A 25,350-nucleotide genomic window follows, 5' to 3' on the forward strand; every position below is an offset into this window, starting at 1 on the left:
CACGTTCCCTGGCCGTCCTGACGCACAGGACGCCATGGAAGCCCTACGCCGACGCATCGAAACCCAGGTCATGAGCCTCACCGGGCTGGCCCTCGGCCAGCTCGACCTCGAATCCCCCAAGGGTGACCCCGGCCTGTTCGGCCCCCACAGTATCAGCTGGCGGGTACATGGCGACTTTCCGAGCATGCTGGTTGGCGGGATCAGCGCCCTGATGCTGCAACTGTTGCACCCGCTGGCCCTGGCCGGGGTGTGGGACCACTCCAATTTTCGCGAAGACCTGCTCGGTCGCCTGCGGCGCACCAGCCAGTTCATCTCCGGCACCACCTTCGGCTCGACCCGTGATGCCGAGTGGCTGATCGACAAGGTGCGCACCATCCACTTGCAAGTGACCGGTACTGCACCGGACGGCCGTCCCTATGCTGCCAGTGACCCAGACCTGCTGACCTGGGTGCATGTGGCGGAAGTGAGCAGCTTCCTTGCAGCCCACCTGCGCTACCGTGATGCGCAACTGTCACGCGCCGATCAGGACGCTTACTACGCCGAGATCGCCCTGATTGCCGAACGCCTCGGTGCCCGTGGGGTGCCACGCTCCTGCCAGCAGGTCGAGGACTATCTGCAGCAGATGCGCGCACAATTGCAATGCAGCGCACGTAGCCTGGAAGTGGTCGGGATCCTGCTCGAGGCCCCGGCCCCGAGCCGCCTTGCCGAGCCAGTCGGCAAGCTGATGTTGCAGGCCGGCATCGACCTGCTGCCGGACTGGGCCCAGGCCATGCTCGGCCTACAGCAAGGGCCACTGCAACGGCGCATGATCCGCCTTGGCCTGCAGCGCACAGCACCGATCCTGCGCTGGGCCATGCGTGACGGTTCGGCGCACCGGGCCAAGCGACGCATGGGTATCGAGTAACGTGGAAATGGTCGCCTCAGCGGAACCGATTTAACGTGCCATACTCCAAGCACTCCTGCTTAGACAGACGAAGCGACACATGTACAAAGGATTGACTCGCGCCCTCGGCGCCCTGTTGGCTCTCGTGGCCCTCTACAGCCTGCTCGGCTTCCTCATCCTCCCTGGTGTCGCCTTGCGGATCGCCAACCAGCAGCTGGCGCAATACGCCACCGTACCAGCGCATCTGCAACGCATCGAACTCAACCCCTTCAGCCTCGAGCTGACCTTGTGGGGCCTGCAACTTGGCGAGCCCGGCAAAGAGCAGGTCGGCTTCGATCGGCTGTACGCGAACCTGGCGCTCGATAGCCTGTGGAAACGCGCGCTGCACCTGCAGGCGATCGAGCTCGACAAGCCCCGCAACGAGGTGCTGTTCGCCAAGGACGGCACGCTCAACCTGACCCAACTGTTCAAGTTGCCAGCCAGCGAACCCAAACCGGACGCGCCTTCCGGCGATCCCTTCCCGCTGCGTATCGACAGCATCAAGATCAGCGGCGGCTACCTACATTTTGAGGACGTGCGCCCGAGCGAACCGATCGAGTTCCTCTACGACGACATGAACCTGGAACTGAAGAATCTCAGTACCCTGCCCGACGACAACGCCGACATGACCTTGGTGGCGCTCGGCCCCAATGGGGGCCGCGTTGACTGGAACGGCACCCTCAGCCTGGCGCCGATCGCCTCGCAAGGCACGCTGAAAGTCACCGACGGCAAAATGAAGCTGTTCTGGCCCTATGTCCGCGATGCCCTGCCCCTTGTGCTCGAAGAAGGCGTGGTCAACCTCGACACCCATTACAGGCTCAACCTGTCCAAGGAAACCGAGCTGTTGCTGGAAAACACCTCGGTCAAGGTCGCGCCGTTCGCCATCAAGGCTCCCGATGGCCGGCCATTGGTGCGCCTGGCCAACCTGGAGGTGAGCGAGACGTCCATTGACCTGGCCAGGCAACTGGTTACCGTCGGCAAGGTCCGCAGCGAAAACCTGGAAACCTGGGCAGCCCTGGAAAAGGACGGTCAGCTCGACTGGCAGAAGCTGTTCGCCAGCCAGCCGGCCAAGCCCACCCCGAAAGAAAAAGCCGAGCCGGCGACTGCCGAGCCCAGCGCGGATGAAAAAGCCGCGAAAGCGCCGAACAAGCCCTGGCAGGTACTGCTCAAGGACGTGCAACTGCGCAACTATCAGGCTCACCTCGCCGACCGCAGCCAGAAGGAGCCGGTGGCGCTGGACGTCGGCCCGCTGAACCTCGATATGCAAGGTTTCGACAGCCTCAACCAGTCGCCTTTCACCCTCAAGCTCGACACCGGCATTGGCAAGCAAGGCAAGCTGCAGGCGTCAGGTGAAGTGAATCTGGCGCCAGTCACGGCCAAGCTCGATGTCAGCACCCGAGACATCGACCTGCGCGTCGCCCAGGCCTACATCAGCCCGTTCATTCGCCTCGAGCTGCGCAGTGGCATGCTCGCCAGCGACCTCAAGGTCAACCTCACGAGCACCGAGCCATTGGCCTTCAGCGTTGCTGGCAAGGCTCAGGTCAACCAACTGCACACCCTGGACACCATCAAGGGCCGTGACTTCGTCAAATGGCAGCAAGTGAACGTCGATGGCCTGTCGTACGTGCACGGTGATGCCCTGTCGATCGACAAGGTGACCCTGCTGCAGCCGTACGCACGCTTCATCATCAACGAAGACCGCACTACCAGCGTCGACGACCTGCTGATCCCACAACCGGCCGGCGCGCCGGCCCGCAGCCCGGCCAAGCCAGCCAGTGCCAGTGCCGGCAAGCCACTGGGCATCCGCATCGGCCAGATCGACATCAACGATGGCTCGGCCAACTTCGCCGACCTGACCCTCACCCCGAACTTTGCCACCGCCATCCAGCAGCTCAATGGCCAGATCGGCACCATCGACAACCGCAAGCCGACCCCGGCCAAGGTCGACGTCAAAGGCAAGGTCGACCGTTACGCCCCGGTCACCATCAAGGGCGCACTCAACCCGTTCAATCCGCTGGCCAGCCTGGATATCGCCACCAGCTTCAAGCGCGTCGAACTGACCACCTTGACGCCCTATTCCGGCAAGTTCGCCGGCTTCCGCATCCGCAAAGGTCGGCTGAACCTTGACCTGCACTACTTGATCACCAACGGCCAGCTCAAGGCTGAGAACAAAGTGGTGGTCGAGCAGCTGCAACTGGGTGAGAAGGTCGACAGCCCGGATGCCGTAGACCTGCCGATCCGCCTGGCGATCGCACTGCTGAAAGACACCGAAGGGCGGATCTCCATCGAACTGCCCGTTTCCGGTGACCTGAACAACCCGCAGTTCAGCGTCATGCCGATCGTCTGGCAAACCCTGCGCAACCTGGTGCTGCGTGCGGCGCAGGCGCCGTTCAAGTTCATCGGTGGGCTGATTGCCGGTGGCGGCTCGGAAGACCTCGGTACCGTGGCGTTCGCCCCAGGCTCCAGTGAGCTCAGTGGCGATGCGCAGTCGGCACTGGACAAGCTCGCGTCCGCCCTCAAGGAGCGCCCAGAGCTTCGCCTGGAGATCGAAGGCACCAGCGCCCAGAGCAGTGACGGCCCATTGATTGCTCAGCAACGCCTGGAACGTGAATACCAGGCGAACTGGTACAAAATCCTGCAACGCCGTGGCGACAAGGTACCGGCCAATGCCTCGATGCTGCAGGTCGATGACCGCGACAAGCCGGCGATGCTCGAAGGCATCTACCGGACCCGACTGAAGCAGCAACCTCCCGCCGAATGGAAGCAGTTGAGCCGAGACGAGCGCACCGCCAAGCTGCGCGAGGCGGTGATCAAGTCGTGGGCCGAAAGCCCTGCGTTGCTGCGCACTCTTGGCCAGGAACGGGCCAGCAGTATCAAGGACTACCTGGTCGACAAAGGCAAGCTCGAGGATGACCGGGTCTACTTCATCGATACCAATCTGGGGCAGGCTGAGAGCGATGGGCGGGTGATAACGCCGATGCACCTGGATGCTGAGTAATCAGCTGACCCGAACGCGGCCAGCTATCACACCAGCCGCTGCCCCGACACCGATGGGTGATACAGCGGCTGCACCTTGTTCCCCGCCGGGTCCAGCAGGTGGAAGCTGCGCGCGCCGTCACCATGGTTAAACGGCTTGTCGAGCAATGTCACACCACGCGCCTTGAAGTAGTGGTACCAAGCCTCCAGTTCCTCGACGCTGTCGACGATAAAACCGTAATGGTCGAGTGTCTGGAGCCCATTGGCCGCCCCAGCCCCACGCCCCAAGGACAGATTATCGTTACCGCACGTCAGATAAACCAGGTCTTCGTTAGCCCGGTTCAGCACCTCCATGCCCATCACATCGACATAGAAACGTTCACACTCCTCCAGGTTGGGCACCAGCAAGGCGATATGGCGCAGACCATTCAAGCGACCAGGACGGGCAGGTAATTCGGACATTGGCGCGACTCCATTTTTGTATACAATTCACTTATGAATTTAAAACAAAAGGAACGCCCTGTGTATAGCCTGTTCATCAAGACCCGCGTCAAACCCGGCAGCGCCGAAGCATTTCTCACCGCCATCAAGGTCAATGCCGCTGCCTCTGTCGCTACCGAGCCCGGTTGCCTGGTGTTCGATGTCTCCCAGGACCGCATGGATCCGGACGTGATCTACCTATATGAGATCTACCGTGACGATGATGCCTACGAGGCGCATACCCAGACCGCCCACTTTCGCGATAGCCGCCCACTGGTCGAGCCGCTGATCGTAGAGCAGGAGTGCTTTGAAAGTGATGTGGTCGCCCGTTACCCGGTGTACTGAGGCCAACATGAAAAAGCCCCGGCAGTGGCCGGGGCTTCGATAGAGGTGGCCAAATCCTTTTGGCCGACGGGACATTCCTTATTCGGCTTTCAAGCCATCAGCCATCACGCTTTTCACGCCTTTGATATTTTTGGTGATGCGAACAGCTTCAGCCTTTTGCGATTCAGTCACCTTCACGTCAGAAGAAAGCGAAACAACACCGTGGCTGGTTTCCACTTTGATATCGCTACCCGGTACGCCTTTCTCGGTCATCAGGTCAGCTTTGACCTTGGTGGTGATCCAGGTGTCAGAGCCTTCCTGCTTGGCGTTGTCCACGGTATTGGCAGCCAACATGACCGGAGCCTGAGTTGGCTCGGCAGCGAAGGCACCGTTGGCCATGGTCAGGGTCAGGGCGGTAGTCGTAGCGGCAGCAATGGCGAACTTCTTCATTTGGGTCACTCCTGTTTGTCGAAAGGTCTGCGCCGTATGTCCTGGCGGCAGGTAACAGGGTAGTTGCATGCGCTGTGCCAGCTTTTCCGCTTCGCTTGTTTCCTTATAAATCAATAACTTAGCCAACAAGACCGCAAGCGGGGTTCGTGCATTTTGCAATCAGTGCGAAAAACCTGCATGCAAGATGCAAGTCCGCAAAAGGTTCCCCTTCCCCATAAAAAAAGGGCCCCGGAGGGGCCCTTTTTCCTGTCGCATGTCAGTCGCTTAGACACCCGAAGCCTTGGCAGCGGCAACGTCTTTGATCGACAGCTTGATACGGCCGCGGTTGTCCACGTCCAGTACCAGCACTTCGACTTCCTGACCTTCTTTCAGTACGTCGGTCACCTTCTCTACGCGAGCGTCGCTCAGCATCGAGATGTGAACCAGGCCGTCCTTGCCAGGCAGGATGTTGACGAAGGCACCGAAGTCGACGATGCGCTCGACCTTGCCGACGTAGATCTTGCCGATCTCGGCCTCGGCGGTGATGCCCAGGATGCGCTGCTTGGCTGCGTCTGCCGCGTCCTTGGTTTCGCCGAAGATCTTGATAGAGCCGTCGTCTTCGATGTCGATCGAAGCCTTGGTTTCTTCGCAGATGGCGCGAATGGTAGCGCCGCCTTTACCGATGACATCACGGATCTTGTCGGTGTCGATCTTCATCGCGATCATGGTCGGGGCATTTGCCGACAGCTCGGTTCGCGACTCGCCAATGATCTGGTTCATCTGGCCAAGGATGTTCAGGCGCGCTTCCAGGGCCTGGCCCAGGGCGATTTCCATGATCTCTTCGGTGATGCCGTTGATCTTGATGTCCATCTGCAGCGCGGTAACACCTTTGGCGGTACCCGCAACTTTGAAGTCCATGTCGCCGAGGTGGTCTTCGTCACCCAGAATATCGGTCAGGACTGCGAATTTCTCGCCTTCCTTGACCAGGCCCATGGCGATACCGGCAACGGGTGCCTTCATCGGTACACCAGCGTCCATCAAGGCCAGGGAAGCACCGCACACCGAAGCCATGGAGCTGGAACCGTTGGATTCGGTGATTTCCGAAACCACGCGGATGGTGTACGGGAACACGTCGGCGGATGGCAGCATGGCCTGAACCGAACGACGGGCCAGACGGCCGTGGCCGATTTCGCGGCGACCGGCGCCACCCATGCGACCACACTCGCCCACCGAGAACGGCGGGAAGTTGTAGTGCAGCATGAACGGGTCTTTCTTCTCGCCTTCGAGGGTGTCCAGCAGCTGGGCATCACGCGCAGTACCCAGGGTCGCTACGACCAGGGCCTGGGTTTCGCCACGGGTGAACAGGGCCGAGCCGTGGGTCTTCGGCAGCACACCGACTTCGATGTTCAGCGGACGCACGGTCTTGGTGTCACGGCCATCGATACGCGGCTTGCCATTGACGATGTTTTCGCGAACGGTGCGGTATTCGATTTCGCCGAAGATTTCTTTGACTTCACCAGCCGAAGGTTGGCCTTCTTCACCGGAGAACTTGGCAACGGCCTGATCGCGCAGCTCGCCCAGGCGCGCATAGCGGTCGGCCTTGACGGTGATGGTGTAGCCCTGGGAAATGGCTTCGCCGAACTCTGCACGGATGGCGTTGAACAGTTCGGTATTGGCAACAGCAGGTTTCCAGTCCCAGGTCGGCTTGCCCGCTTCGGCGGCCAGCTCTTTGACAGCCTGGATGACAGCCTGGAACTCGTCGTGGGCGAACAGCACGGCGCCCAGCATCTGGTCTTCGGTCAGCTCTTGAGCTTCCGACTCAACCATCAGAACGGCGTCGGAGGTACCGGCAACGACCATGTCCAGGCTCGAAGCGGCCAGCTGCTCGTAGGTCGGGTTCAGCAGGTAGCCGGTGCTTTCGTGGAAGGCAACACGGGCAGCGCCAATCGGGCCTTCGAACGGAATGCCGGAGATGGCCAGGGCCGCCGAGGTACCGATCATCGCAGCGATGTCCGGATCGGTCTTCTTGCTGGTGGAAACCACGGTGCAGACAACCTGCACTTCGTTCATGAACCCTTCTGGGAACAGCGGGCGGATCGGACGGTCGATCAGGCGCGAGGTCAGCGTCTCTTTCTCGGAAGGACGGCCTTCACGCTTGAAGAAGCCACCCGGGATCTTGCCGGCGGCGTAGGTCTTTTCCTGGTAGTGGACCGACAGCGGGAAGAAACCCTTGCCTGGGTCGGCCTGCTTGGCACCGACCACGGTCACCAGCACGGTGACGTCGTTGTCGACGGTAACCAGCACGGCGCCGGTTGCCTGACGGGCGATACGGCCCGTTTCGAGAGTAACGGTCGATTGACCGAACTGGAATTTCTTGATTACCGGGTTCACGGTTTCCTACCTTTTTCAGTGGCTCTGGGGGAACTGGTTTCTTGCGAATTCTTGGGCAGAACGGGGAATCGGCCCCATTGACCGTCCAGATACAACACGAGGTTGGGAGCCTGGCTGCTGCGCGGTAAACCGCTCAGCAAAACCAGGCTGCCAACCTCGGAGATACGCCTGGCGTGCCCGACGGCGATGCTGCAAAGCAGCATAGCCGAAGCTTGCGACACGCCATGCACACCACTGACCAGGCCGCTATTAGCGACGCAGGCCCAGGCGACCGATCAGGGCGCTGTAACGAGTGGTGTCTTTGCCCTTCAGGTAGTCCAGCAGCTTACGACGCTGGTTGACCATACGGATCAGACCACGACGGGAGTGGTGGTCTTTGTCGTTGGCCTTGAAGTGGCCTTGCAGTTTGTTGATGTTGGCGGTCAGCAGAGCAACCTGCACTTCCGGGCTACCGGTATCGCCGGCGGCTTGCTGGTATTCGGCAACGATTTGAGCTTTTTCTTCAACGCTGAGGGCCATGAGGCTTCTCCAAATTAAACGGATCCCGCAAACGGGTTCCAATAGGCCAGGGATAAAACCCTGTATTAATAAAATGAGCTGTGACCGTGCCTATTGACAGCCACCCTCGATCCACCGGTTTCAGCCAAAGCCTCGGCCTGTGGTTTCGGTCATTCCGACCGAATCAATCGACGCGGCGCAATGCGCCCGTCCTCGCTCACTTCACCGATACCGATGAAGCGGCCATTGTGATCATGTACGCGGACCATGCCGCACTGCGGTGCATCCGGCGCACGCACTGCCTGGCCGTGCAGCCAGTAAAACGCGCTGTGCTCGGACAGGCACACCAGCGGCCAGTCCTGCAGCCCGCTGTCGGACGGCATAAGGAAGCGATCGAGCGCTTCGTTGCCACCTTCGGCATGGGCCTGCTCGAGTTCCTCGAGGGTCACCGTCTGGGCCAGGGCGAAAGGCCCGGCCTGGGTCCGGCGCAACTCGGCGACATAGGCGCCACAGCCCAGGGCCTCGCCGATATCCTCCACCAGGGTGCGGATATAGGTGCCTTTGCTGCAGCCAACCGACAACCGTGCACGGGTGCCTTCGCACTCGAGCAACTCCAAGCGGCCAATAGTAACAGAACGCGCCTCGCGCTCCACTACCTCTCCTGCACGTGCCAGTTTATACAGCGGCTGGCCGTCACGCTTGAGCGCCGAGTACATCGGCGGTACCTGAAGGATTTCACCGCGAAAACGCGGGATCACCGCTTCGATATCGGCGCGACCAACGGTCACATCGCGGGTCTGCAGCACTTCACCTTCAGCGTCCGCGGTGCTGGTAGTCTGGCCCAGCTGCATGACCGTTTCGTAGCCCTTGTCTGAATCGAGCAGGTACTGCGAAAACTTGGTCGCCTCACCGAAGCACAGTGGCAGTACGCCGGTGGCCAGCGGGTCGAGGCTGCCGGTGTGGCCGGCCTTCTCGGCATTGAGCAACCAACGGACCTTCTGCAGCGCGGCGTTGGAGGTAAAGCCCAGCGGCTTGTCGAGCAGGATGATGCCGCTGACGTTGCGGCGGATACGTTTGACCTGGGCCACCGCTTACTCCTTGGCGTCCGGCTCGTCGGCATCCTTGTGCAGGCGGTCTTCGGCCACTGCACGCTCGATCAGCGCCGACAGGTGGACACCGCGGCTGACACTTTCATCGAAGTGGAAGTGCAGCTGCGGCACGCTGCGCAGCTGCATCGAGCGGCCCAGGTGCAGGCGCAGGAAGCTTGCGGCGCTGTTCAGGGCCTTGAGCGACTGCTGAACGGCGTCTGGCGCTTCTTCGCCCATGACGGTGATGAAGACCTTGGCATGGCCTAGGTCGCGGCTGACATCCACAGCGGTGATGGTCACCAGACCGACGCGTGGGTCCTTGACTTCACGGCGGATCAGCTCGGCCAGCTCACGCTGCATCTGATCACCGATACGTTGGGTACGGCTGTATTCTTTGGCCATTCTTGCTACCTGTAACTTAAAGCGGCAAACGCCCGGTGAGGCTGAAGCCTGACCGGGCGCTACCTACTGAGGCGCTGCCCGCCGCCCTGCGGCGGGGGATGGCGCCCTGCTCACCCTTAAAGGGTACGAGCAACCTGGACTTTCTCGAAGACTTCGATCTTGTCGCCGACCTTGACGTCGTTGTAGCTCTTGACGCCAATACCGCACTCCATGCCCGAACGCACTTCGGAAGCGTCGTCCTTGAAGCGACGCAGCGATTCCAGTTCACCTTCGAAGATCACAACGTCTTCGCGCAGTACGCGGATCGGACGGTTGCGGTACACGGTACCTTCGATGACCATACAGCCAGCGATGGCGCCGAACTTCGGCGAACGGAACACGTCACGGACTTCAGCAACGCCCAGGATGTTCTCGCGAACATCGCTGCCGAGCATGCCGGTCAGGGCTTTCTTGACGTCTTCGATGATGTCGTAGATCACGTTGTAGTAACGCATATCCAGACCTTCCTGCTCGACGATCTTGCGCGCGCCGGCATCGGCACGCACGTTGAAGCCGAACAGTACTGCATTCGAAGCCAGCGCCAGGTTGGCGTCGCTCTCGGTGATACCACCGACGCCGCCACCAATCACGCGCACCTGAACTTCGTCGTTGCCCAGACCACCCAGCGAGCCCTGCAGTGCTTCCAGGGAGCCCCGCACGTCGGTCTTGAGGACGATGTTGAGGGTCTTCTTCTCTTCCTGACCCATGGTCTCGAAGATGTTTTCCAGCTTGCCGGCGTGAGCACGGGCCAGCTTGACCTCGCGGTATTTGCCTTGACGGAACAGGGCAACTTCACGGGCCTTCTTCTCGTCGGCAACCACGGACAGCTCGTCACCGGCTTCCGGAGTACCGTCCAGGCCGAGGATCTCGACCGGGATCGACGGGCCGGCTTCCTTCACAGGCTTGCCGTTCTCGTCGAGCATGGCACGTACGCGGCCATAGTTGGAGCCGCACAGGACCATGTCGCCCTGACGCAGGGTACCGTCCTGAACCAGGATGGTCGCCACCGGGCCACGGCCCTTGTCCAGGCGCGATTCGACCACGACGCCACGACCTGGAGCGGTCGGGGTGGCGGTCAGCTCGAGGATCTCGGCCTGCAGCAGGACGGCTTCGAGCAGTTCGTCGACACCGGTACCCATCTTCGCCGAAACCTTGACGAACGGCGTGTCACCACCCCAGTCCTCGGAGGTGACGCCTTCGACGGCCAGTTCGTTGCGGATGCGATCGAGGTCGGCACCCGGCTTGTCGATCTTGTTCACTGCAACCACCAGCGGAACGCCAGCAGCCTTGGCATGCTGAACGGCTTCGCGGGTTTGCGGCATCACGCCGTCGTCCGCCGCCACCACCAGGATGACGATGTCGGTGGCCTTGGCACCACGGGCACGCATCGCGGTGAACGCAGCGTGGCCCGGGGTATCGAGGAAGGTGACCATGCCGCGGTCGGTTTCCACGTGGTAGGCACCGATGTGCTGGGTAATGCCACCGGCTTCGCCAGCAGCAACCTTGGCACGACGGATGTAGTCGAGCAGCGAGGTCTTACCGTGGTCGACGTGACCCATGACGGTAACGACCGGTGCACGCGATTCGGTCTGGCCTTCGAACTTCAGCGATTCGGCCAGGGAATCTTCCAGGGCCGTATCGCTGATCAGGGTGACCTTGTGACCCAGTTCTTCTGCGATGAGCTGAGCGGTTTCCTGGTCGAGCACCTGGTTGATGGTAACCGGGGTACCCAGCTTGAACATGAACTTGACCACTTCGGCGCCCTTGACGGACATCTGGTTGGCCAGCTCGGAGACGGTGATGGTCTCGCCGATGGTCACGTCACGAATGACGGGGCCGGTCGGGTTCTGGAAGCCGTGCTGGTTACGCTTCTTCAGCTTGCTCTTGCCACCACGACCACGACGAGCGCCATCGCTCTCTTCATCGGTGGTGCGCGGTGCGGCACGAGGAGTCGGAGCCTTTTCCTTCTCCTTGACCTTGACCTTGATCGACACGCGCGGCGCTTCGCCACGACGCTCGCCACCGCGACGGTCTTCGTCACGGGTGCGGCCTTCGTTGCGACGCGCTTCGTCCTTCTTGCGCTCGGCAGCACGGGCGGCGGCGTCTTCGGACGCCGGAGCGTCGGCGACTACCGGGGCCGGGGCCGGGGCTGGTTCGGCCTTTGCAACCGGGGCCGGGGCTGGCGCTGCAGCAGCGGCATCGGCCGCCTGACGGCGAGCCTGCTCTTCGTTGCGTTGGCGAACTTCGGCCTCGACCTTTTCGCGAGCGGCATTTTCAGCCGCGCGGCGATCATCCAGCTCACGCTTCTGCTCGGCCTGGATTTCTTCCGGGCTGCGCTGAACGAAAACTTTCTTCTTGCGTACTTCTACGCTGATGCTCTTGCTACCGGCGACACGCAGGGTGCTGGTGGTCTTGCGCTGCAAGGTAATCTTGCGCGGCTCTTCCGCCTTGCTCTTGTGACTGCTCTTCAAATGGGTCAGCAGAGTCTGCTTCTCATTGTCGGTCACTACCTGACCGGCGTCGGTGTGCGGCAGACCTGCCTCACGCATCTGCTGCAGCAGGCGCTCTACCGGTGCCTCGACCTCTTGGGCCAGTTCTTTCACCGTGACTTGCGTCATGCACTTCTCTCCTCAGGCCGCGCCTAATTACTCGAACCAGTGGGCTCGGGCGGCCATGATCAACTTGCCGGCACGCTCTTCGTCGATGCCGTCGATGTCGAGCAGGTCGTCAATCGACTGCTCGGCCAGGTCTTCGCGGTTAACCACGCCGCGCACCGCCAGTTCCGCTGCCAGGTCCTTGTCCATGCCCTCGAGGGAGAGCAAGTCGTCGGACGGATGGGCGTCTGCCAGTTTTTCTTCGGTAGCGATGGCCTTGGTCAACAAACGGTCCTTGGCACGAGCGCGCAGCTCATTGACGATCTCTTCGTCAAAGCCATCGATGTTGAGCATTTCTTCCAACGGTACGTAGGCAATTTCTTCGAGGCTGGTGAAGCCTTCGTCGACCAGCACTTGGGCCAGCTCCTCGTCGACTTCCAGCTCTTCGATGAAATTACGCAGGATGTCGCCGGTTTCAGCCTGTTGCTTGGCCTGGATGTCCTTCTCGGTCATCACGTTCAGGGTCCAGCCAGTCAGCTGACTGGCCAGGCGAACGTTCTGACCACCACGGCCAATGGCCTGTGCCAGGTTGTCTTCGGCAACGGCGATGTCCATTGCATGGGCATCTTCATCAACGATGATCGCCGCGACTTCAGCCGGCGACATGGCGTTGATGACAAATTGCGCCGGGTTCTCGTCCCACAGGACGATATCCACGCGCTCACCACCCAGCTCGCCGGATACGGCCTGGACGCGCGAACCGCGCATGCCGATACAGGCACCTTGCGGGTCGATGCGCTTGTCCTTGGAGCGGACGGCGATCTTGGCACGCGACCCCGGATCACGGGATGCAGCCATGACTTCGATGAGGCCTTCGGCGATTTCCGGCACTTCGATGCGGAACAGCTCGATCAGCATCTGCGGCGCGGTGCGCGACAGGATCAGCTGAGGACCACGGTTCTCGGTGCGGATTTCCTTGAGCAGCGCACGCAGGCGCACGCCAACACGGAAGGTCTCACGTGGAATGATGTCTTCGCGGGCCAGCAGGGCCTCGGCGTTGTTACCCAGATCGACGATGACGTTGTCACGGGTGACTTTCTTGACGGTGCCGGAGATGATCTCGTTGACCCGCTCGCGGTAGGCGTCAACCACCTGGGCGCGCTCGGCTTCACGAACCTTCTGCACGATGACCTGCTTGGCGGTCTGCGCGGCGATACGGCCGAATTCGATGGACTCGATCTTTTCTTCGATCACGTCACCGACTTTCGCTTCCGGGTGAGTGTCCTTGATTTTGTCCAGCCAGGTTTCGATCGCCGGATCGTCCAGGTCGTTTTCGTCGACCACGGTCCAGCGACGGAACGTCTCATAGCTACCGGTGTGGCGGTTGATTTCCACACGCAGATCGACTTCGTCCTCAAAACGTTTTTTGGTTGCAGTAGCCAGGGCCACTTCCAGCGCTTCGAAAATGACGCCGGGCGGTACACCTTTTTCGTTGGATACCGATTCAACAACCAGCAGTACTTCTTTGCTCATCGTACGCCTCGCCTTGCGCAAGCCATTAGGCCCGGATAGTCCGCCGGGCCCGGCACGTCTCAGTCAAAACTGGGAATAATATTGGCCTTGTCGATCGAGTCGATCGGCAGCAGGAACTCCTGGTTGTCCACCTGGACCACCACGTCCTGATCCTCCACACCGCGGAGAAGGCCCTGGAAGTTACGACGACCCTCAAAGGGTGAACGCAGCTTGATCTTCACTTGTTCGCCGGCATGCGAGGCAAACTGTTCCAGAGTGAACAGCGGGCGATCCATGCCTGGAGAGGAGACCTCAAGGGTATATTCGCTGCTGATCGGATCTTCCACATCGAGGATCGCGCTGGCCTGACGGCTGACCGCTTCGCAGTCGTCCACCAGGATGCCGTCTTCCTTGTCGATATAGATGCGCAGTACCGAATGCTTACCCTGGGATACGAATTCGATCCCCCAGCACTGATAGCCCAGACCCTCGACCACCGGGGCCAACAAGGCCTGCAACTGTTCTAGCTTGCTCGACACCTGAACCCCCTCGTGCATGCTGTGCAAATAAAAAATGGGCGAAGCGCCCATCCCTGAAAGCGCCGTAGGACAACGACGCCGTAAATTTCGTTCGGCTAGCAAAAAGCCCCTGAAAAGGGGCTCCGCTGAAGCTGGTTGCGGGGGCTGGATTTGAACCAACGACCTTCGGGTTATGAGCCCGACGAGCTACCAAGCTGCTCCACCCCGCGACAAAGCTGGGGCGAAAGTATAAGACTTAACCTGCTTATGGGTCAAACCCAAACCTTCACCTGCAAGAAAGCCCGCTAAAGCGGGCTCTCAAGCTTCAATTGGTACCGAGAAGGGGACTCGAACCCCTACACCCTATGGGCACAACCACCTCAAGGTTGCGTGTCTACCAATTCCACCACCTCGGCAATACTACTACTTGAAACCCGTTACTTCTGCTCTTCGGCCGGAGGAGGTACATCACCTTTGGTGATGTCGCTCTTCTGTTCCTGGAGCACCGGTACATCATCATTAACTGCCGGTTTCTGCGGCTCTTTCACTTCTAGCACCGCTGGATCTGGAAGACCTGCTTGGCTAAGCTGGTGAGCTTGTTGCTTCGCGAAGTATCCTAACCCAAGTGCTGTCAAAAAGAAAGTGGCAGCGAGTATAGCAGTCAATTTACTCAGGAAGGTAGCAGAACCTTGGCTTCCGAACACAGTGTTTGAGGCACCTGCGCCGAAAGATGCACCTGCTTCCGCACCCTTACCCTGTTGCAGCAGAACCAGCACTACAAGCGACAGCGCTGCCAACAGATGAAAAACAACGATAACTGTTTCCAGCATTTGTTCAGTTTCCTGCGGCGCGACAAATTGCACCGAATTCGTCTGCGTTCAGGGACGCTCCACCAATGAGCCCCCCATCGATATCCGGCATGCCGAACAGTTCGGCCGCATTGGCCGCCTTCACGCTGCCGCCGTAGAGAAGCTGCACGCTTGCGGCAACTTCGGCGTCTTCGACCGCCAACTGGGCGCGGATGGCTGCATGCACATCCTGAGCCTGTTGAGGCGAAGCCGTCAAACCTGTGCCAATAGCCCAAACCGGCTCATAGGCAATTACAGCGTTGGCAAAAGCCTTAACACCGAACGCGTCGATGATACTGCTTAGTTGACGCCCGACAACTTCGAGTGTCTTGCCTGCCTCGCGCTCTTCTAGAGTTTCCCCTACACAGAGCACCGGCATTAAACCACTAAGTTGAGCGGCTGCAAACTTCTCTTTCAGTACTTCTTCACTTTCACCAATGACCTGGCGACGCTCCGAGTGACCAATCAGGACAAACTTGCAACCCACTTCAACCAACTGACTCGGTGCAACTTCACCGGTCAGCGCGCCCTGTTCGGGCTTTACCGCAGAATTCTGTGCTCCGACAGCGATCCCGCTACCCTGCAGGCCATCGACCACTTGGTTGATGAACAGTGTCGGCGGGAACACCGCGACTTCAACACCGCTTGGCACGGACATATTGCCCAGGCCCAGGATCAGCTCAGCGACGCTGGCGCGGGTACCGTGCATCTTCCAGTTACCAGCTACCATGGGGCGACGCATGCTTTACCTCGTCGGTCAAAGTGGGCGCAGATCTTACCCAACCCGATCTGCGCTGGCAAGCCTCTTTCAGGCACAAACTTCTGCGACCAGCTTGGCCAGGGCTTCGGCATGACCACGCACCTGGTTTTCGTCGTCGCCTTCGACCATTACCCGCACCAAAGGCTCGGTGCCGGATTTGCGCAGCAGCACACGCCCACGCCCCGCCATGGCCTCGGTGACCTTGGCGCTGGCTTCCTTGACCGCCGGATGCTCCAGCGGGTCGACCTTGCTCGCCCCGAAACGCACGTTGATCAGGACCTGCGGGCATTTGCGCAGGGCTTGACGCGCCTGCGCCAGGGTTTCGCCACGGCGTTTGAGCGCCATCAGCACCTGCAGGGCAGCAATGATCGCGTCACCGGTGGTGGTGTGGTTACAGCACACCACATGCCCGGAGTTTTCGCCCCCGAGCAACCAATCGCGCTCGAGCAGTTCTGCCATTACGTAGCGATCGCCGACCTTGGCCCGCACGAACGGAATGTCCAGATCCTTGAGGGCAAGCTCAAGGCCCAGGTTGCTCATCAGTGTGCCGACCACGCCGCCTTGCAGCTTGCCACGCTCCTGCAAGTCACGAGCGATGATGAACAGCAACTCGTCGCCGTCGACGATGGCGCCGGTGTGGTCGACCATCAGCACCCGGTCGCCATCGCCGTCGAAGGCAATGCCCAGGTCGGCATGCCCTACCAGTACGGCAGCCTGCAGCGACTCAATGTGGGTCGAGCCGCAGCCCTCGTTGATGTTGAGGCCGTCCGGCTGCGCATGCAGCACGGTCACGTCGGCACCCAATTCACGGAACACGCTCGGGGCAACCTTGTAGGTGGCACCGTGAGCGCAGTCGACCACCAGCTTGAGGCCTTCGAAGCTGGTGCTGCTCGGCACGCTGCTCTTGCAGAATTCGATATAGCGGCCGGCCGCGTCGTTGATACGGGAAACCTTGCCCAGCTTGCTCGATTCGACCACGGTCATTGGCTGATCGAGCAACTCTTCGATCATCAGTTCGACTTCGTCGGGCAGCTTGGTACCCTGCCCGGAGAAGAACTTGATGCCGTTGTCGTCATGCGGGTTGTGCGAGGCACTGATGACAATGCCCGCTTCAGCATGGAAAGTGCGGGTCAGGTAAGCGATGGCCGGCGTTGGCATAGGCCCCAGCAGCATGACGTCAGCACCGGCTGCAGACAAGCCAGCCTCGAGCGCGGATTCGAACATGTAACCGGAAATACGCGTGTCCTTGCCCACCAGCACACGGCAATTGCCCTGCTTGCGGAAGGCCATGCCAGCTGCCCAGCCCAGCTTCAGCATGAAGTCCGGCGTGATCGGGTATTCGCCGACGCGGCCACGAATACCGTCGGTACCAAAATATTTTCTGCTCATAGGGACTCCAATCTTTTTATTCGGCGTTCTGTACGGCGGCAATCATGCGCACCACGTCGATGGTCTCGGCCACGTCATGGACGCGCAGGATACTGGCCCCCTTGGTCATGGCCAGAGCCGCCAGCGCGAGGCTGCCATACAGTCGCTCACCGACCGGACGGTTCAGCGTCAGGCCGATCATGCTCTTGCGCGACACGCCCACCAGCAGCGGGCGCCCCAGGCGGTAGAGCGCTTCCATGTGTTTGAACAAGCTGAGGTTGTGCGCGAGTGTCTTGGCGAAACCGAAGCCTGGGTCAAGAATGATGCGTTCAGCGGGGATGCCCACCGCTGCGCAAGCGGCCATCCGCTGTTCAAGATAGCGCGTTACGTCGGCAGTCACATCTTCGTAATGCGGATCGTCCTGCATGTTCCCGGGTTCACCACGCATGTGCATCAGGCAAACCGGCAAGCCGGTGTCCGCCGCCGCATCCAGAGCACCATCGCGCTCCAGGGCACGCACGTCGTTGATCAGGCCAGCACCCAACCGTGCCGACTCGCGAATGACCGCAGGCGTTGAGGTATCGACCGATATGACCACGTCGAAGCGATTGTTGATGGCCTCGACCATCGGCGCCACGCGCTCGATCTCTTCGGTGACCGAAACCGCACGCGCTCCGGGACGGGTCGACTCGCCACCGATATCGATCAGCGTCGCCCCTGCCGCGATCATCGCCTCGGCATGGCGCAACGCCTCGTCGCGCTGATTGAAGCGCCCGCCATCGGAGAAGGAGTCAGGCGTGATATTGAGAATACCCATGACATGGGTACGGGAAAGATCAAGAACCCGGTTGCCGCAAGGCAACCGGGTCGGGTACAGCAATGAGCTCATAGATGCCCTTAGTGTTGAGCTGCGGGGCCGCCGATCGGCGATTCCGGGCGATCATTCTGGGCAGTCGGCGCGCCCGAATCCTTGTCATCATCCCAATCACGGGGCTCACGCGGAGTACGGCCCGCCATGATGTCGTCGATCTGATCGGCATCAATGGTCTCGTACTTCATCAAGGCTTCGGTCATCGCCTCCAGCTTGTCGCGGTTATCGATAAGCAGCTGCTTGGCAGTGGCATAGCACTGGTCGATGATGCTGCGCACTTCGGAGTCGATCAGCTTCGCCGTCTCGCCAGAAACGCTGGCGTGCTGGCTGGCGGCACTGCGACCGAGGAACACCTCGCCCTCCTCTTCGGCATACATCAGCGGACCGAGTTTTTCCGACAGGCCCCACTTGGTGACCATGTTGCGAGCGATCTGGCTGGCTCGCATGATGTCGTTGGACGCACCCGTGGTAACGCCATCGAAGCCCAAGGTCATCTCCTCGGCGATCCGGCCGCCGTACAGCGAGCAGATCTGGCTGATCAGCGCACGCTTGGACAGACTGTAGCGGTCCTCTTCCGGCAGGAACATGGTGACACCCAGAGCACGACCACGGGGGATGATCGAAACCTTGTAGACCGGATCGTGCTCAGGCACCAGGCGACCGACAATAGCGTGACCAGCCTCGTGATAGGCGGTGTTCCTCTTCTCCTTCTCGGACATGACCATGGTCTTGCGCTCGGCGCCCATCATGATCTTGTCCTTGGCCAGTTCGAACTCTTTCATTTCGACCAGGCGCTTGTTGGAGCGGGCGGCGAACAGCGATGCCTCGTTGACCAGGTTGGCCAGGTCGGCACCGGAGAAGCCCGGGGTACCACGGGCAATGACGGCCGGATTGACGTTTTCGCCGATCGGCACCTTGCGCATGTGCACCTTGAGAATTTGCTCACGGCCACGGATATCCGGCAGGCCGACCACGACCTGACGGTCGAAACGACCAGGACGCAGCAGCGCAGGGTCGAGCACGTCCGGGCGGTTGGTGGCGGCAATGACGATGATGCCATCGTTCATTTCGAAGCCGTCCATTTCAACCAGCAGCTGGTTGAGGGTCTGCTCCCGCTCGTCGTGACCACCGCCCATGCCGGCGCCACGGTGGCGACCAACAGCGTCGATCTCATCGATGAAGATGATGCACGGCGCATGCTTCTTGGCCTGTTCGAACATGTCACGCACCCGGCTTGCACCTACACCGACGAACATCTCGACGAAGTCGGAACCGGAGATGGTGAAGAACGGTACCTTGGCCTCACCGGCAATGGCCTTGGCCAGCAGGGTCTTACCGGTACCAGGCGGGCCGACCATCAGCACGCCGCGCGGGATACGACCACCCAGGCGCTGGAACTTGCCCGGGTCGCGCAGGAATTCGACCAGTTCGCCGACCTCTTCCTTGGCCTCGTCGCAACCGGCGACGTCAGCAAGGGTAGTCTTGACCTGGTCTTCGGAAAGCAGGCGCGCCTTGCTCTTGCCGAAGCTCATTGGCCCGCCCTTGCCGCCTGCACCACCTTGCATCTGGCGCATGAAGAACATGAACACGGCGATGATCACCAGGATCGGAAAGCTTGCCACCAAGAGCTGAGTCCAGATGCTCTGCTGCTCCGGCTGCTTGCCTTCGATGACCACATGGTTGTCGACCAGGTCGCCGATCAGGCCATTGTCGGTAATGGCCGGGCGCACGGTCTTGAAGTTGTCACCGTCGGCGCGCTTGCCAGTAATGATGTAGCCATCGACGGTCACACGCTCGACCTTGCCATCCTTGACCTGCTGGATGAAGTCGGAATAGTTGAGGGTCTGCGGCTCGTTAGGGCTGGAGAAGTTGTTCATCACCGTCACCAGGACAGCTGCGATGATCAACCACAGGATCAGATTCTTTGCCATGTCGTTCAATTCGCTACCCTCTGAGGCCGGCGCACGACGCAGCCGTGCCTCGCATGATATTCATCGCCCTAACTTACTACATTACCTACGCATCCGCAGGCACCGTCTGTAACCCTTTGTGAAACCTAGACTACACGAAGTTCGGACAATCCAGACGGGGCAGCCGATTGGAATTAACTATCAGCCACCCCGCAATACGCCTCATGCCCCTTTGAAACCCCTGCCCAGCAAGTACTGTTCGCGGGAGCGGTCGCGCGAGGACGACGGCTTGCGCATCTGCACCTTGTCGAATTTGCTGCGCACGTCCTTGAGGTACATGTCGAAGCCTTCGCCCTGGAAAATCTTGATCAGGAAGTCCCCGCCCGGCTTGAGCACGCGGGTCGCCAGGTCCAGGGCCAGCTCACAGAGAAACATGGCTCGCGGCATATCCACCGCGGGCGTACCACTCATATTGGGGGCCATGTCGGAAATCACAAGGTCTACGTGCGAATCACCGACCGCCTGAAGGATCTGCTGCAGTACTTCATCCTGGGTGAAGTCTCCCTGGATGAAGGTCACGTCGGGGATCGAGTCCATCTCCAGGATGTCAGAGGCGATCAGGCGCCCCTGGCCACCAATCAGACGACTGGTCACCTGCGACCAGCCTCCGGGGGCCGCGCCGAGGTCGATCACGCTCATGCCGGGACGGATCAGGCGGTCTTTCTCCTGAATCTCCAGCAATTTGTAGCTCGCACGCGAGCGGTAGCCATCCTTCTGCGCCTGCTTCACAAAGGGATCGTTAAAATGCTCTCGCAGCCAGTTTGCGCTGCTTTTGGAACGTTGTACCACGGGGCACCTCGATGATATGCGTCGTGATTGACTGGGCGGAGCCGGTGGCCCTCGGGTAAAATGCCGGTCAATTTTACAGAATCAGACGGAAAGGGTCAGATTATGCCGCTCAATAACGAGCAGAAGAAGCAATACAAGTCCATTGGTCATGACCTGAAGCCGGTCCTGATCGTAGCTGGCAACGGCTTGAACGAAGGCGTGATCGCCGAACTGGAGCGCGCGCTGGTCGATCACGAACTGATCAAGGTCGAAATCCGCTCGGAAGATCGCGAAGAACGCGCCGTCGTCATTGTCGAACTGTGCAAGGCCGGCCGCGCCGAACTGGTTCAGACCATCGGCAAGAAGGCACTGATCTATCGCAAGAATCCGCAGCCGAACAAGCAGCTGTCCAACATCCACCGTTACAAGTGACGGTGGCTCCGATCAGTGGCGCGCCTGGCGCGCCCTGACCGGGACCGGTTGGGCCACCAGCACGATGCCGGAGAAGCCCAACACGAGAAAACAGAACATCTGCCAGCGCTCGCCGACCGAGATGCCGTAGCGCAAGGTGTAATATCCCACGCAGGCTGCGAAGCCCAACAACAGCATCTGACCGCGAAACTGCCGCCACCAGGCCACCAGGCCGTCCACCCTCGCCAGTACCGCCAGCTGGGTCAACAAGCCAAGCAACGCTACACCGATCAACCAGCGGTCGATCTGCCCGGCGACGTCCTGCACCAGCAAGGGTGCAAGGCCACTGACCTTCAGCGCCGGCACCAACCCCACATGGAACACCCACAAGCCGCCAACCCAGAAAACCTGGGCCAGTTGCCAGAGGATCCCCTCGAGGGATGGCGCCCGCAGGCGCCGGTCAGATGTGTTTGACTTCGACAATCTCGTACTCGACCGTACCGCTTGGCGTCTTCACCACCACGGTGTCACCTTCTTCCTTGCCAATGATGGCACGGGCGATCGGTGCGCTGCTCGAAAGTTTGCCTTGTTTCACGTCGGCTTCATCTTCGCCGACGATCTGGTAAGTCACCTCGTCATCGGTCTCGGTGTTGGCCAGCACCACGGTGGTGCCGAAAATCACTTTGCCGGTGTGGGCGATGGTGGTGACATCGATCACCACCGAGTTCTGCAGACGGCCTTCGATATCGCGGATGCGCGCTTCGACCATGCCCTGCTCTTCACGGGCAGCATGGTATTCAGCGTTTTCCTTGAGGTCACCCAGCTCACGCGCTTCGCCAATGGCCTGGCTCAGGCGTGGGCGCTCGGTCTTGCTCAGGAAGGCCAGCTCCTCTTCCAGGGCGCGGGCGCCCTGGACGGTCATCGGGTACTTGGTAATGCTCATGCTTTGAGTCCTGCATGCAAATCCTGCAGGCGACGAACAGTCTTCTCGGGACCGAATTTCAGCGCCTCGCAGATGGCTTCACCAGCCGCAATGGTAGTGGTGCAGTAGATCTTGTGCTGCAGCGCATTGCGACGAATCGAGTAGGAATCGGCGATCGACTGGCGGCCTTCGGTGGTATTGATGATCAACGACACTTCGTCGTTCTTGATCATGTCGACCACGTGCGGACGACCTTCGGTCACCTTGTTCACACGGCGCACTTTCAGGCCTGCCGCTTCGATGACCTTGGCGGTGCCTGCAGTTGCAACCACTTCGAAGCCCAGGGCGATCAGATCGCGGGCAACGCCAGCTACTTGCGGCTTATCGTCGTCACGCACACTGATGAACGCAGTACCGCCGGTCGGCAGCACTTCGCTGGCCCCCATCTGAGCCTTGGCGAACGCTTCACCGAAGCTGTCACCGACACCCATGACTTCACCGGTCGATTTCATCTCAGGGCCGAGGATCGGGTCAACCCCTGGGAACTTGGCGAACGGGAAGACGGCTTCCTTGACGCTGTAGAAGTTCGGGATGATTTCCTGGGTGAAGCCCAGCTCTTTCAGGGTTTTGCCAGCCATTACGCGAGCAGCGATCATGGCCAGGGAGGTGCCGATGCACTTGGACACGAACGGTACGGTACGCGAGGCGCGCGGGTTGACTTCGATCACGTAGATCTTGTCGCCCTGCAGGGCCAGCTGCACGTTCATCAAGCCGACGACGCCCAGTTCCAGGGCCATTTTCTTGACCTGTACGCGGACTTCGTCCTGCACTTCCTTGCTCAGCGAGTAAGGCGGCAGCGAGCACGCCGAGTCACCGGAGTGAACGCCGGCCTGCTCGATGTGCTGCATGATCGCGCCGATCACCACGTCGGTGCCGTCGCAAACTGCATCCACATCCATCTCGATGGCGCAGTTGAGGAAGTGGTCGAGCAATACCGGGCTGTCGTTGGAAACCTGTACGGCTTCACGCAGGTAGCGCTTGAGTTCGTCCAGTTCGTAGACGATCTCCATGGCGCGACCACCCAGCACATAGGATGGGCGCACTACCAGCGGGTAACCGATGCCACCCGCAGCGCTGATGGCTTCCTCTTCGCTGCGCACGGTGGCGTTTGGCGGCTGCAGCAGGCTCAGGCGCTGAACCATCTGCTGGAAGCGTTCGCGGTCTTCGGCACGGTCAATGGCGTCCGGGCTGGTACCGATGATCGGTACGCCGGCTTCTTCCAGGGCGCGAGCCAGTTTCAGCGGGGTCTGGCCGCCGTAGTGAACGATGACGCCCTTCGGCTTCTCGACGCGGCAGACTTCCAGCACGTCTTCCAGGGTCAGCGGCTCGAAGTACAGGCGGTCGGAGGTGTCGTAGTCGGTGGAGACGGTTTCCGGGTTGCAGTTGACCATGATGGTCTCGTAACCGTCTTCACGCAGCGCCAGTGCAGCGTGCACGCAGCAGTAGTCGAACTCGATACCTTGGCCGATACGGTTCGGGCCGCCACCCAGGATCATGATCTTGTCGCGGGTCGACGGGTTGGCCTCGCACTCTTCCTCGTAGGTCGAGTACAGATAGGCGGTGTCGGTGGCGAACTCGGCGGCGCAGGTGTCGACGCGCTTGTACACCGGGAACACTTCCAGCTTGTGGCGGTGGCGACGCAGGTTCTTGTCGGTGATGCCCAGCAGCTTGGCCAGGCGCTGGTCCGAGAAGCCCTTGCGCTTGAGGCGCAGCATGTAGTCCTTGTCGATCGACGACAGCGCCAGGGTCTTGACCTTCTCTTCTTCCTTGATCAGGTCTTCCATCTGCACCAGGAACCACATGTCGATGCCGGTCAGTGCGAAGATCTCTTCACAGGTCATGCCCGAACGCATGGCGTCGGCGACGTACCAGATACGCTCGGCACCCGGCACGGTCAGTTCGCGCTTGAGGATGCTGGCAGCTTCCGGGCTTGCCAGGTCGACTTTCGGGTCGAGGCCGCAGGCGCCGACTTCCAGACCGCGCAGGGCTTTCTGCAGGGATTCCTGGAAGGTGCGGCCGATGGCCATGACTTCACCCACGGATTTCATCTGGGTGGTCAGGCGGGCGTCGGCTTTCGGGAATTTCTCGAAGGCGAAGCGTGGCAGCTTGGTCACGACGTAGTCGATCGACGGCTCGAAGGACGCCGGGGTGCGGCCGCCGGTGATGTCGTTCTGCAGTTCGTCGAGGGTGTAACCGATGGCCAGCTTGGCAGCGATCTTGGCGATCGGGAAGCCGGTGGCCTTGGAAGCCAGGGCGGACGAACGCGAAACACGCGGGTTCATCTCGATCACGACCATGCGGCCAGTGTTCGGGCAGATACCGAACTGCACGTTGGAGCCGCCGGTTTCGACACCGATTTCACGCAGCACCGCCAGCGAGGCGTTGCGCATGATCTGGTATTCCTTGTCGGTCAGGGTCTGCGCCGGCGCCACGGTGATCGAGTCACCAGTGTGCACGCCCATCGGGTCGAAGTTCTCGATGGAGCAAACGATGATGCAGTTGTCCTTCTTGTCGCGGACCACCTCCATCTCGTATTCCTTCCAGCCGATCAGCGATTCGTCGATCAGCAGCTCTTTGGTCGGCGACAGGTCCAGGCCACGGGTGCAGATTTCTTCGAATTCTTCGCGGTTGTAGGCGATACCGCCGCCAGTGCCGCCCATGGTGAACGATGGACGAATGATGCACGGGAAGCCGAGCTTCTCGAGCACTGCATTGGCCTCTTCCATGCTGTGGGCGATACCGGAGCGCGGGCACTCCAGGCCGATGTCCTTCATGGCCTTGTCGAAGCGCGAACGGTCTTCAGCCTTGTCGATGGTGTCGGCATTGGCGCCGATCATCTCTACACCGAACTTTTCCAGAACGCCGTGGCGCTCCAGGTCCAGGGCGCAGTTCAATGCAGTCTGGCCACCCATGGTCGGCAGCACCGCATCTGGACGCTCTTTTTCGATGATCTTGGCCACCGACTGCCACTTGATCGGCTCGATGTAGGTGGCGTCGGCCATGGCCGGGTCGGTCATGATGGTGGCCGGGTTGGAGTTCACCAGGATGACGCGGAAACCTTCCTCGCGCAGGGCTTTGCAGGCCTGGGCGCCGGAATAGTCGAATTCGCAGGCCTGGCCGATCACGATCGGGCCAGCGCCGAGAATCAGGATGCTTTTGATGTCTGTACGTTTTGGCATGGTTGTCACTCAAATCCGCG

The 25,350-nt window shown here is 60.6% G+C and carries 22 protein-coding genes and 2 tRNA genes; 4 read left to right on the plus strand and 20 right to left on the minus strand.

Going from position 1 to position 25,350, the window contains the following annotated elements; genetic code table 11:
- Window positions 1-34 precede the first annotated feature (34 nt).
- A complete protein-coding gene (locus ACQKPS_RS21910) occupies window positions 35-904 on the plus strand; it encodes an oxygenase MpaB family protein (protein WP_427605619.1) in 870 nt (289 codons plus the stop codon).
- 79 nt (window positions 905-983) lie between these two features.
- Window positions 984-3,920, plus strand: a complete 2,937-nt coding sequence (locus ACQKPS_RS21915; protein WP_427605620.1) for a DUF748 domain-containing protein — start codon at window positions 984-986, stop codon at window positions 3,918-3,920.
- Between the two features lie 26 nt (window positions 3,921-3,946).
- Here the strand turns inward: ACQKPS_RS21915 and ACQKPS_RS21920 are convergent, their stop codons facing one another.
- Window positions 3,947-4,360, minus strand: coding sequence for a VOC family protein (locus ACQKPS_RS21920; RefSeq protein ID WP_176509695.1), 414 nt, complete (start codon window positions 4,358-4,360; stop codon window positions 3,947-3,949).
- 60 nt (window positions 4,361-4,420) lie between these two features.
- Here ACQKPS_RS21920 and ACQKPS_RS21925 point away from each other — a divergent pair, with 60 nt between their 5' ends.
- Entirely contained in the window at window positions 4,421-4,723 is a 303-nt protein-coding gene (locus ACQKPS_RS21925) for a putative quinol monooxygenase (RefSeq protein WP_427605621.1), read from the plus strand.
- A gap of 78 nt (window positions 4,724-4,801) precedes the next feature.
- Here the strand turns inward: ACQKPS_RS21925 and ACQKPS_RS21930 are convergent, their stop codons facing one another.
- The 16 genes from ACQKPS_RS21930 to rlmE all read right to left on the minus strand — a co-directional run bounded on the left by ACQKPS_RS21930 (window position 4,802) and on the right by rlmE (window position 20,779).
- A complete protein-coding gene (locus ACQKPS_RS21930; RefSeq protein ID WP_427605622.1) occupies window positions 4,802-5,152 on the minus strand; it encodes a BON domain-containing protein in 351 nt (116 codons plus the stop codon).
- 264 nt (window positions 5,153-5,416) lie between these two features.
- The gene (pnp, locus tag ACQKPS_RS21935; RefSeq protein WP_254481491.1) at window positions 5,417-7,522 is read right to left on the minus strand and encodes a polyribonucleotide nucleotidyltransferase; all 2,106 of its coding nucleotides are present in this window, start codon (window positions 7,520-7,522) and stop codon (window positions 5,417-5,419) included.
- 249 nt (window positions 7,523-7,771) lie between these two features.
- A complete protein-coding gene (gene rpsO / locus ACQKPS_RS21940) occupies window positions 7,772-8,041 on the minus strand; it encodes a 30S ribosomal protein S15 (protein WP_003249971.1) in 270 nt (89 codons plus the stop codon).
- A gap of 149 nt (window positions 8,042-8,190) precedes the next feature.
- Complete coding sequence (gene truB / locus ACQKPS_RS21945) at window positions 8,191-9,108, minus strand: tRNA pseudouridine(55) synthase TruB (protein WP_427605623.1); 918 nt, start codon at window positions 9,106-9,108, stop codon at window positions 8,191-8,193.
- A gap of 3 nt (window positions 9,109-9,111) precedes the next feature.
- A complete protein-coding gene (gene rbfA, locus ACQKPS_RS21950) occupies window positions 9,112-9,510 on the minus strand; it encodes a 30S ribosome-binding factor RbfA (protein ID WP_033696035.1) in 399 nt (132 codons plus the stop codon).
- 116 nt (window positions 9,511-9,626) lie between these two features.
- Window positions 9,627-12,167, minus strand: coding sequence for a translation initiation factor IF-2 (infB, locus tag ACQKPS_RS21955; RefSeq protein WP_254481493.1), 2,541 nt, complete (start codon window positions 12,165-12,167; stop codon window positions 9,627-9,629).
- Between the two features lie 27 nt (window positions 12,168-12,194).
- Entirely contained in the window at window positions 12,195-13,676 is a 1,482-nt protein-coding gene (gene nusA, locus ACQKPS_RS21960; RefSeq protein WP_054885636.1) for a transcription termination factor NusA, read from the minus strand.
- 59 nt (window positions 13,677-13,735) lie between these two features.
- A complete protein-coding gene (rimP, locus tag ACQKPS_RS21965) occupies window positions 13,736-14,194 on the minus strand; it encodes a ribosome maturation factor RimP (RefSeq protein WP_054885662.1) in 459 nt (152 codons plus the stop codon).
- 132 nt (window positions 14,195-14,326) lie between these two features.
- Window positions 14,327-14,403: transfer RNA gene (locus ACQKPS_RS21970), tRNA-Met, on the minus strand.
- A 100-nt stretch (window positions 14,404-14,503) separates the two neighbouring features.
- Window positions 14,504-14,589: transfer RNA gene (locus ACQKPS_RS21975), tRNA-Leu, on the minus strand.
- A 21-nt stretch (window positions 14,590-14,610) separates the two neighbouring features.
- A complete protein-coding gene (gene secG, locus ACQKPS_RS21980; protein ID WP_427605624.1) occupies window positions 14,611-15,003 on the minus strand; it encodes a preprotein translocase subunit SecG in 393 nt (130 codons plus the stop codon).
- A gap of 4 nt (window positions 15,004-15,007) precedes the next feature.
- Entirely contained in the window at window positions 15,008-15,763 is a 756-nt protein-coding gene (gene tpiA, locus ACQKPS_RS21985) for a triose-phosphate isomerase (RefSeq protein WP_283725368.1), read from the minus strand.
- 66 nt (window positions 15,764-15,829) lie between these two features.
- Window positions 15,830-17,170, minus strand: a complete 1,341-nt coding sequence (glmM, locus tag ACQKPS_RS21990; protein WP_054885639.1) for a phosphoglucosamine mutase — start codon at window positions 17,168-17,170, stop codon at window positions 15,830-15,832.
- A 16-nt stretch (window positions 17,171-17,186) separates the two neighbouring features.
- Complete coding sequence (gene folP / locus ACQKPS_RS21995) at window positions 17,187-18,038, minus strand: dihydropteroate synthase (protein WP_254481497.1); 852 nt, start codon at window positions 18,036-18,038, stop codon at window positions 17,187-17,189.
- An 8-nt stretch (window positions 18,039-18,046) separates the two neighbouring features.
- Window positions 18,047-19,951 carry an ATP-dependent zinc metalloprotease FtsH gene (gene ftsH, locus ACQKPS_RS22000; RefSeq protein WP_254481498.1) on the minus strand — a complete coding sequence of 635 codons (1,905 nt, stop codon included), beginning with the start codon at window positions 19,949-19,951 and terminating at the stop codon, window positions 18,047-18,049.
- Between the two features lie 201 nt (window positions 19,952-20,152).
- Window positions 20,153-20,779: a 23S rRNA (uridine(2552)-2'-O)-methyltransferase RlmE gene (gene rlmE / locus ACQKPS_RS22005; RefSeq protein ID WP_054885642.1), complete on the minus strand. Its 627-nt coding sequence runs from the start codon at window positions 20,777-20,779 to the stop codon at window positions 20,153-20,155.
- Between the two features lie 102 nt (window positions 20,780-20,881).
- Here rlmE and yhbY point away from each other — a divergent pair, with 102 nt between their 5' ends.
- Window positions 20,882-21,190 (plus strand): ribosome assembly RNA-binding protein YhbY, encoded by a 309-nt coding sequence (gene yhbY / locus ACQKPS_RS22010; protein WP_427605625.1) that lies wholly within the window; start codon window positions 20,882-20,884, stop codon window positions 21,188-21,190.
- Window positions 21,191-21,202: 12 nt separating this feature from the next.
- Here yhbY and ACQKPS_RS22015 read toward each other — a convergent pair whose 3' ends face one another.
- Genes ACQKPS_RS22015 through carB form a run of 3 tightly spaced genes read right to left on the minus strand, consistent with a single transcriptional unit; the run spans window position 21,203 to window position 25,330 of the window.
- Window positions 21,203-21,652: an MFS transporter gene (locus ACQKPS_RS22015; RefSeq protein WP_254481499.1), complete on the minus strand. Its 450-nt coding sequence runs from the start codon at window positions 21,650-21,652 to the stop codon at window positions 21,203-21,205.
- Window positions 21,630-22,112 (minus strand): transcription elongation factor GreA, encoded by a 483-nt coding sequence (gene greA, locus ACQKPS_RS22020; RefSeq protein ID WP_254481500.1) that lies wholly within the window; start codon window positions 22,110-22,112, stop codon window positions 21,630-21,632. The genes ACQKPS_RS22015 and greA overlap by 23 nt, the downstream gene beginning before the upstream one ends.
- Complete coding sequence (carB, locus tag ACQKPS_RS22025) at window positions 22,109-25,330, minus strand: carbamoyl-phosphate synthase large subunit (RefSeq protein WP_254481501.1); 3,222 nt, start codon at window positions 25,328-25,330, stop codon at window positions 22,109-22,111. Before carB ends, greA begins: the two co-directional genes overlap by 4 nt.
- Window positions 25,331-25,350: the final 20 nt, after the last annotated feature.

Origin of the sequence: Pseudomonas sp. NPDC086566, from assembly GCF_050280885.1 — a bacterium.
Classification (GTDB): domain Bacteria; phylum Pseudomonadota; class Gammaproteobacteria; order Pseudomonadales; family Pseudomonadaceae; genus Aquipseudomonas; species Aquipseudomonas vlassakiae.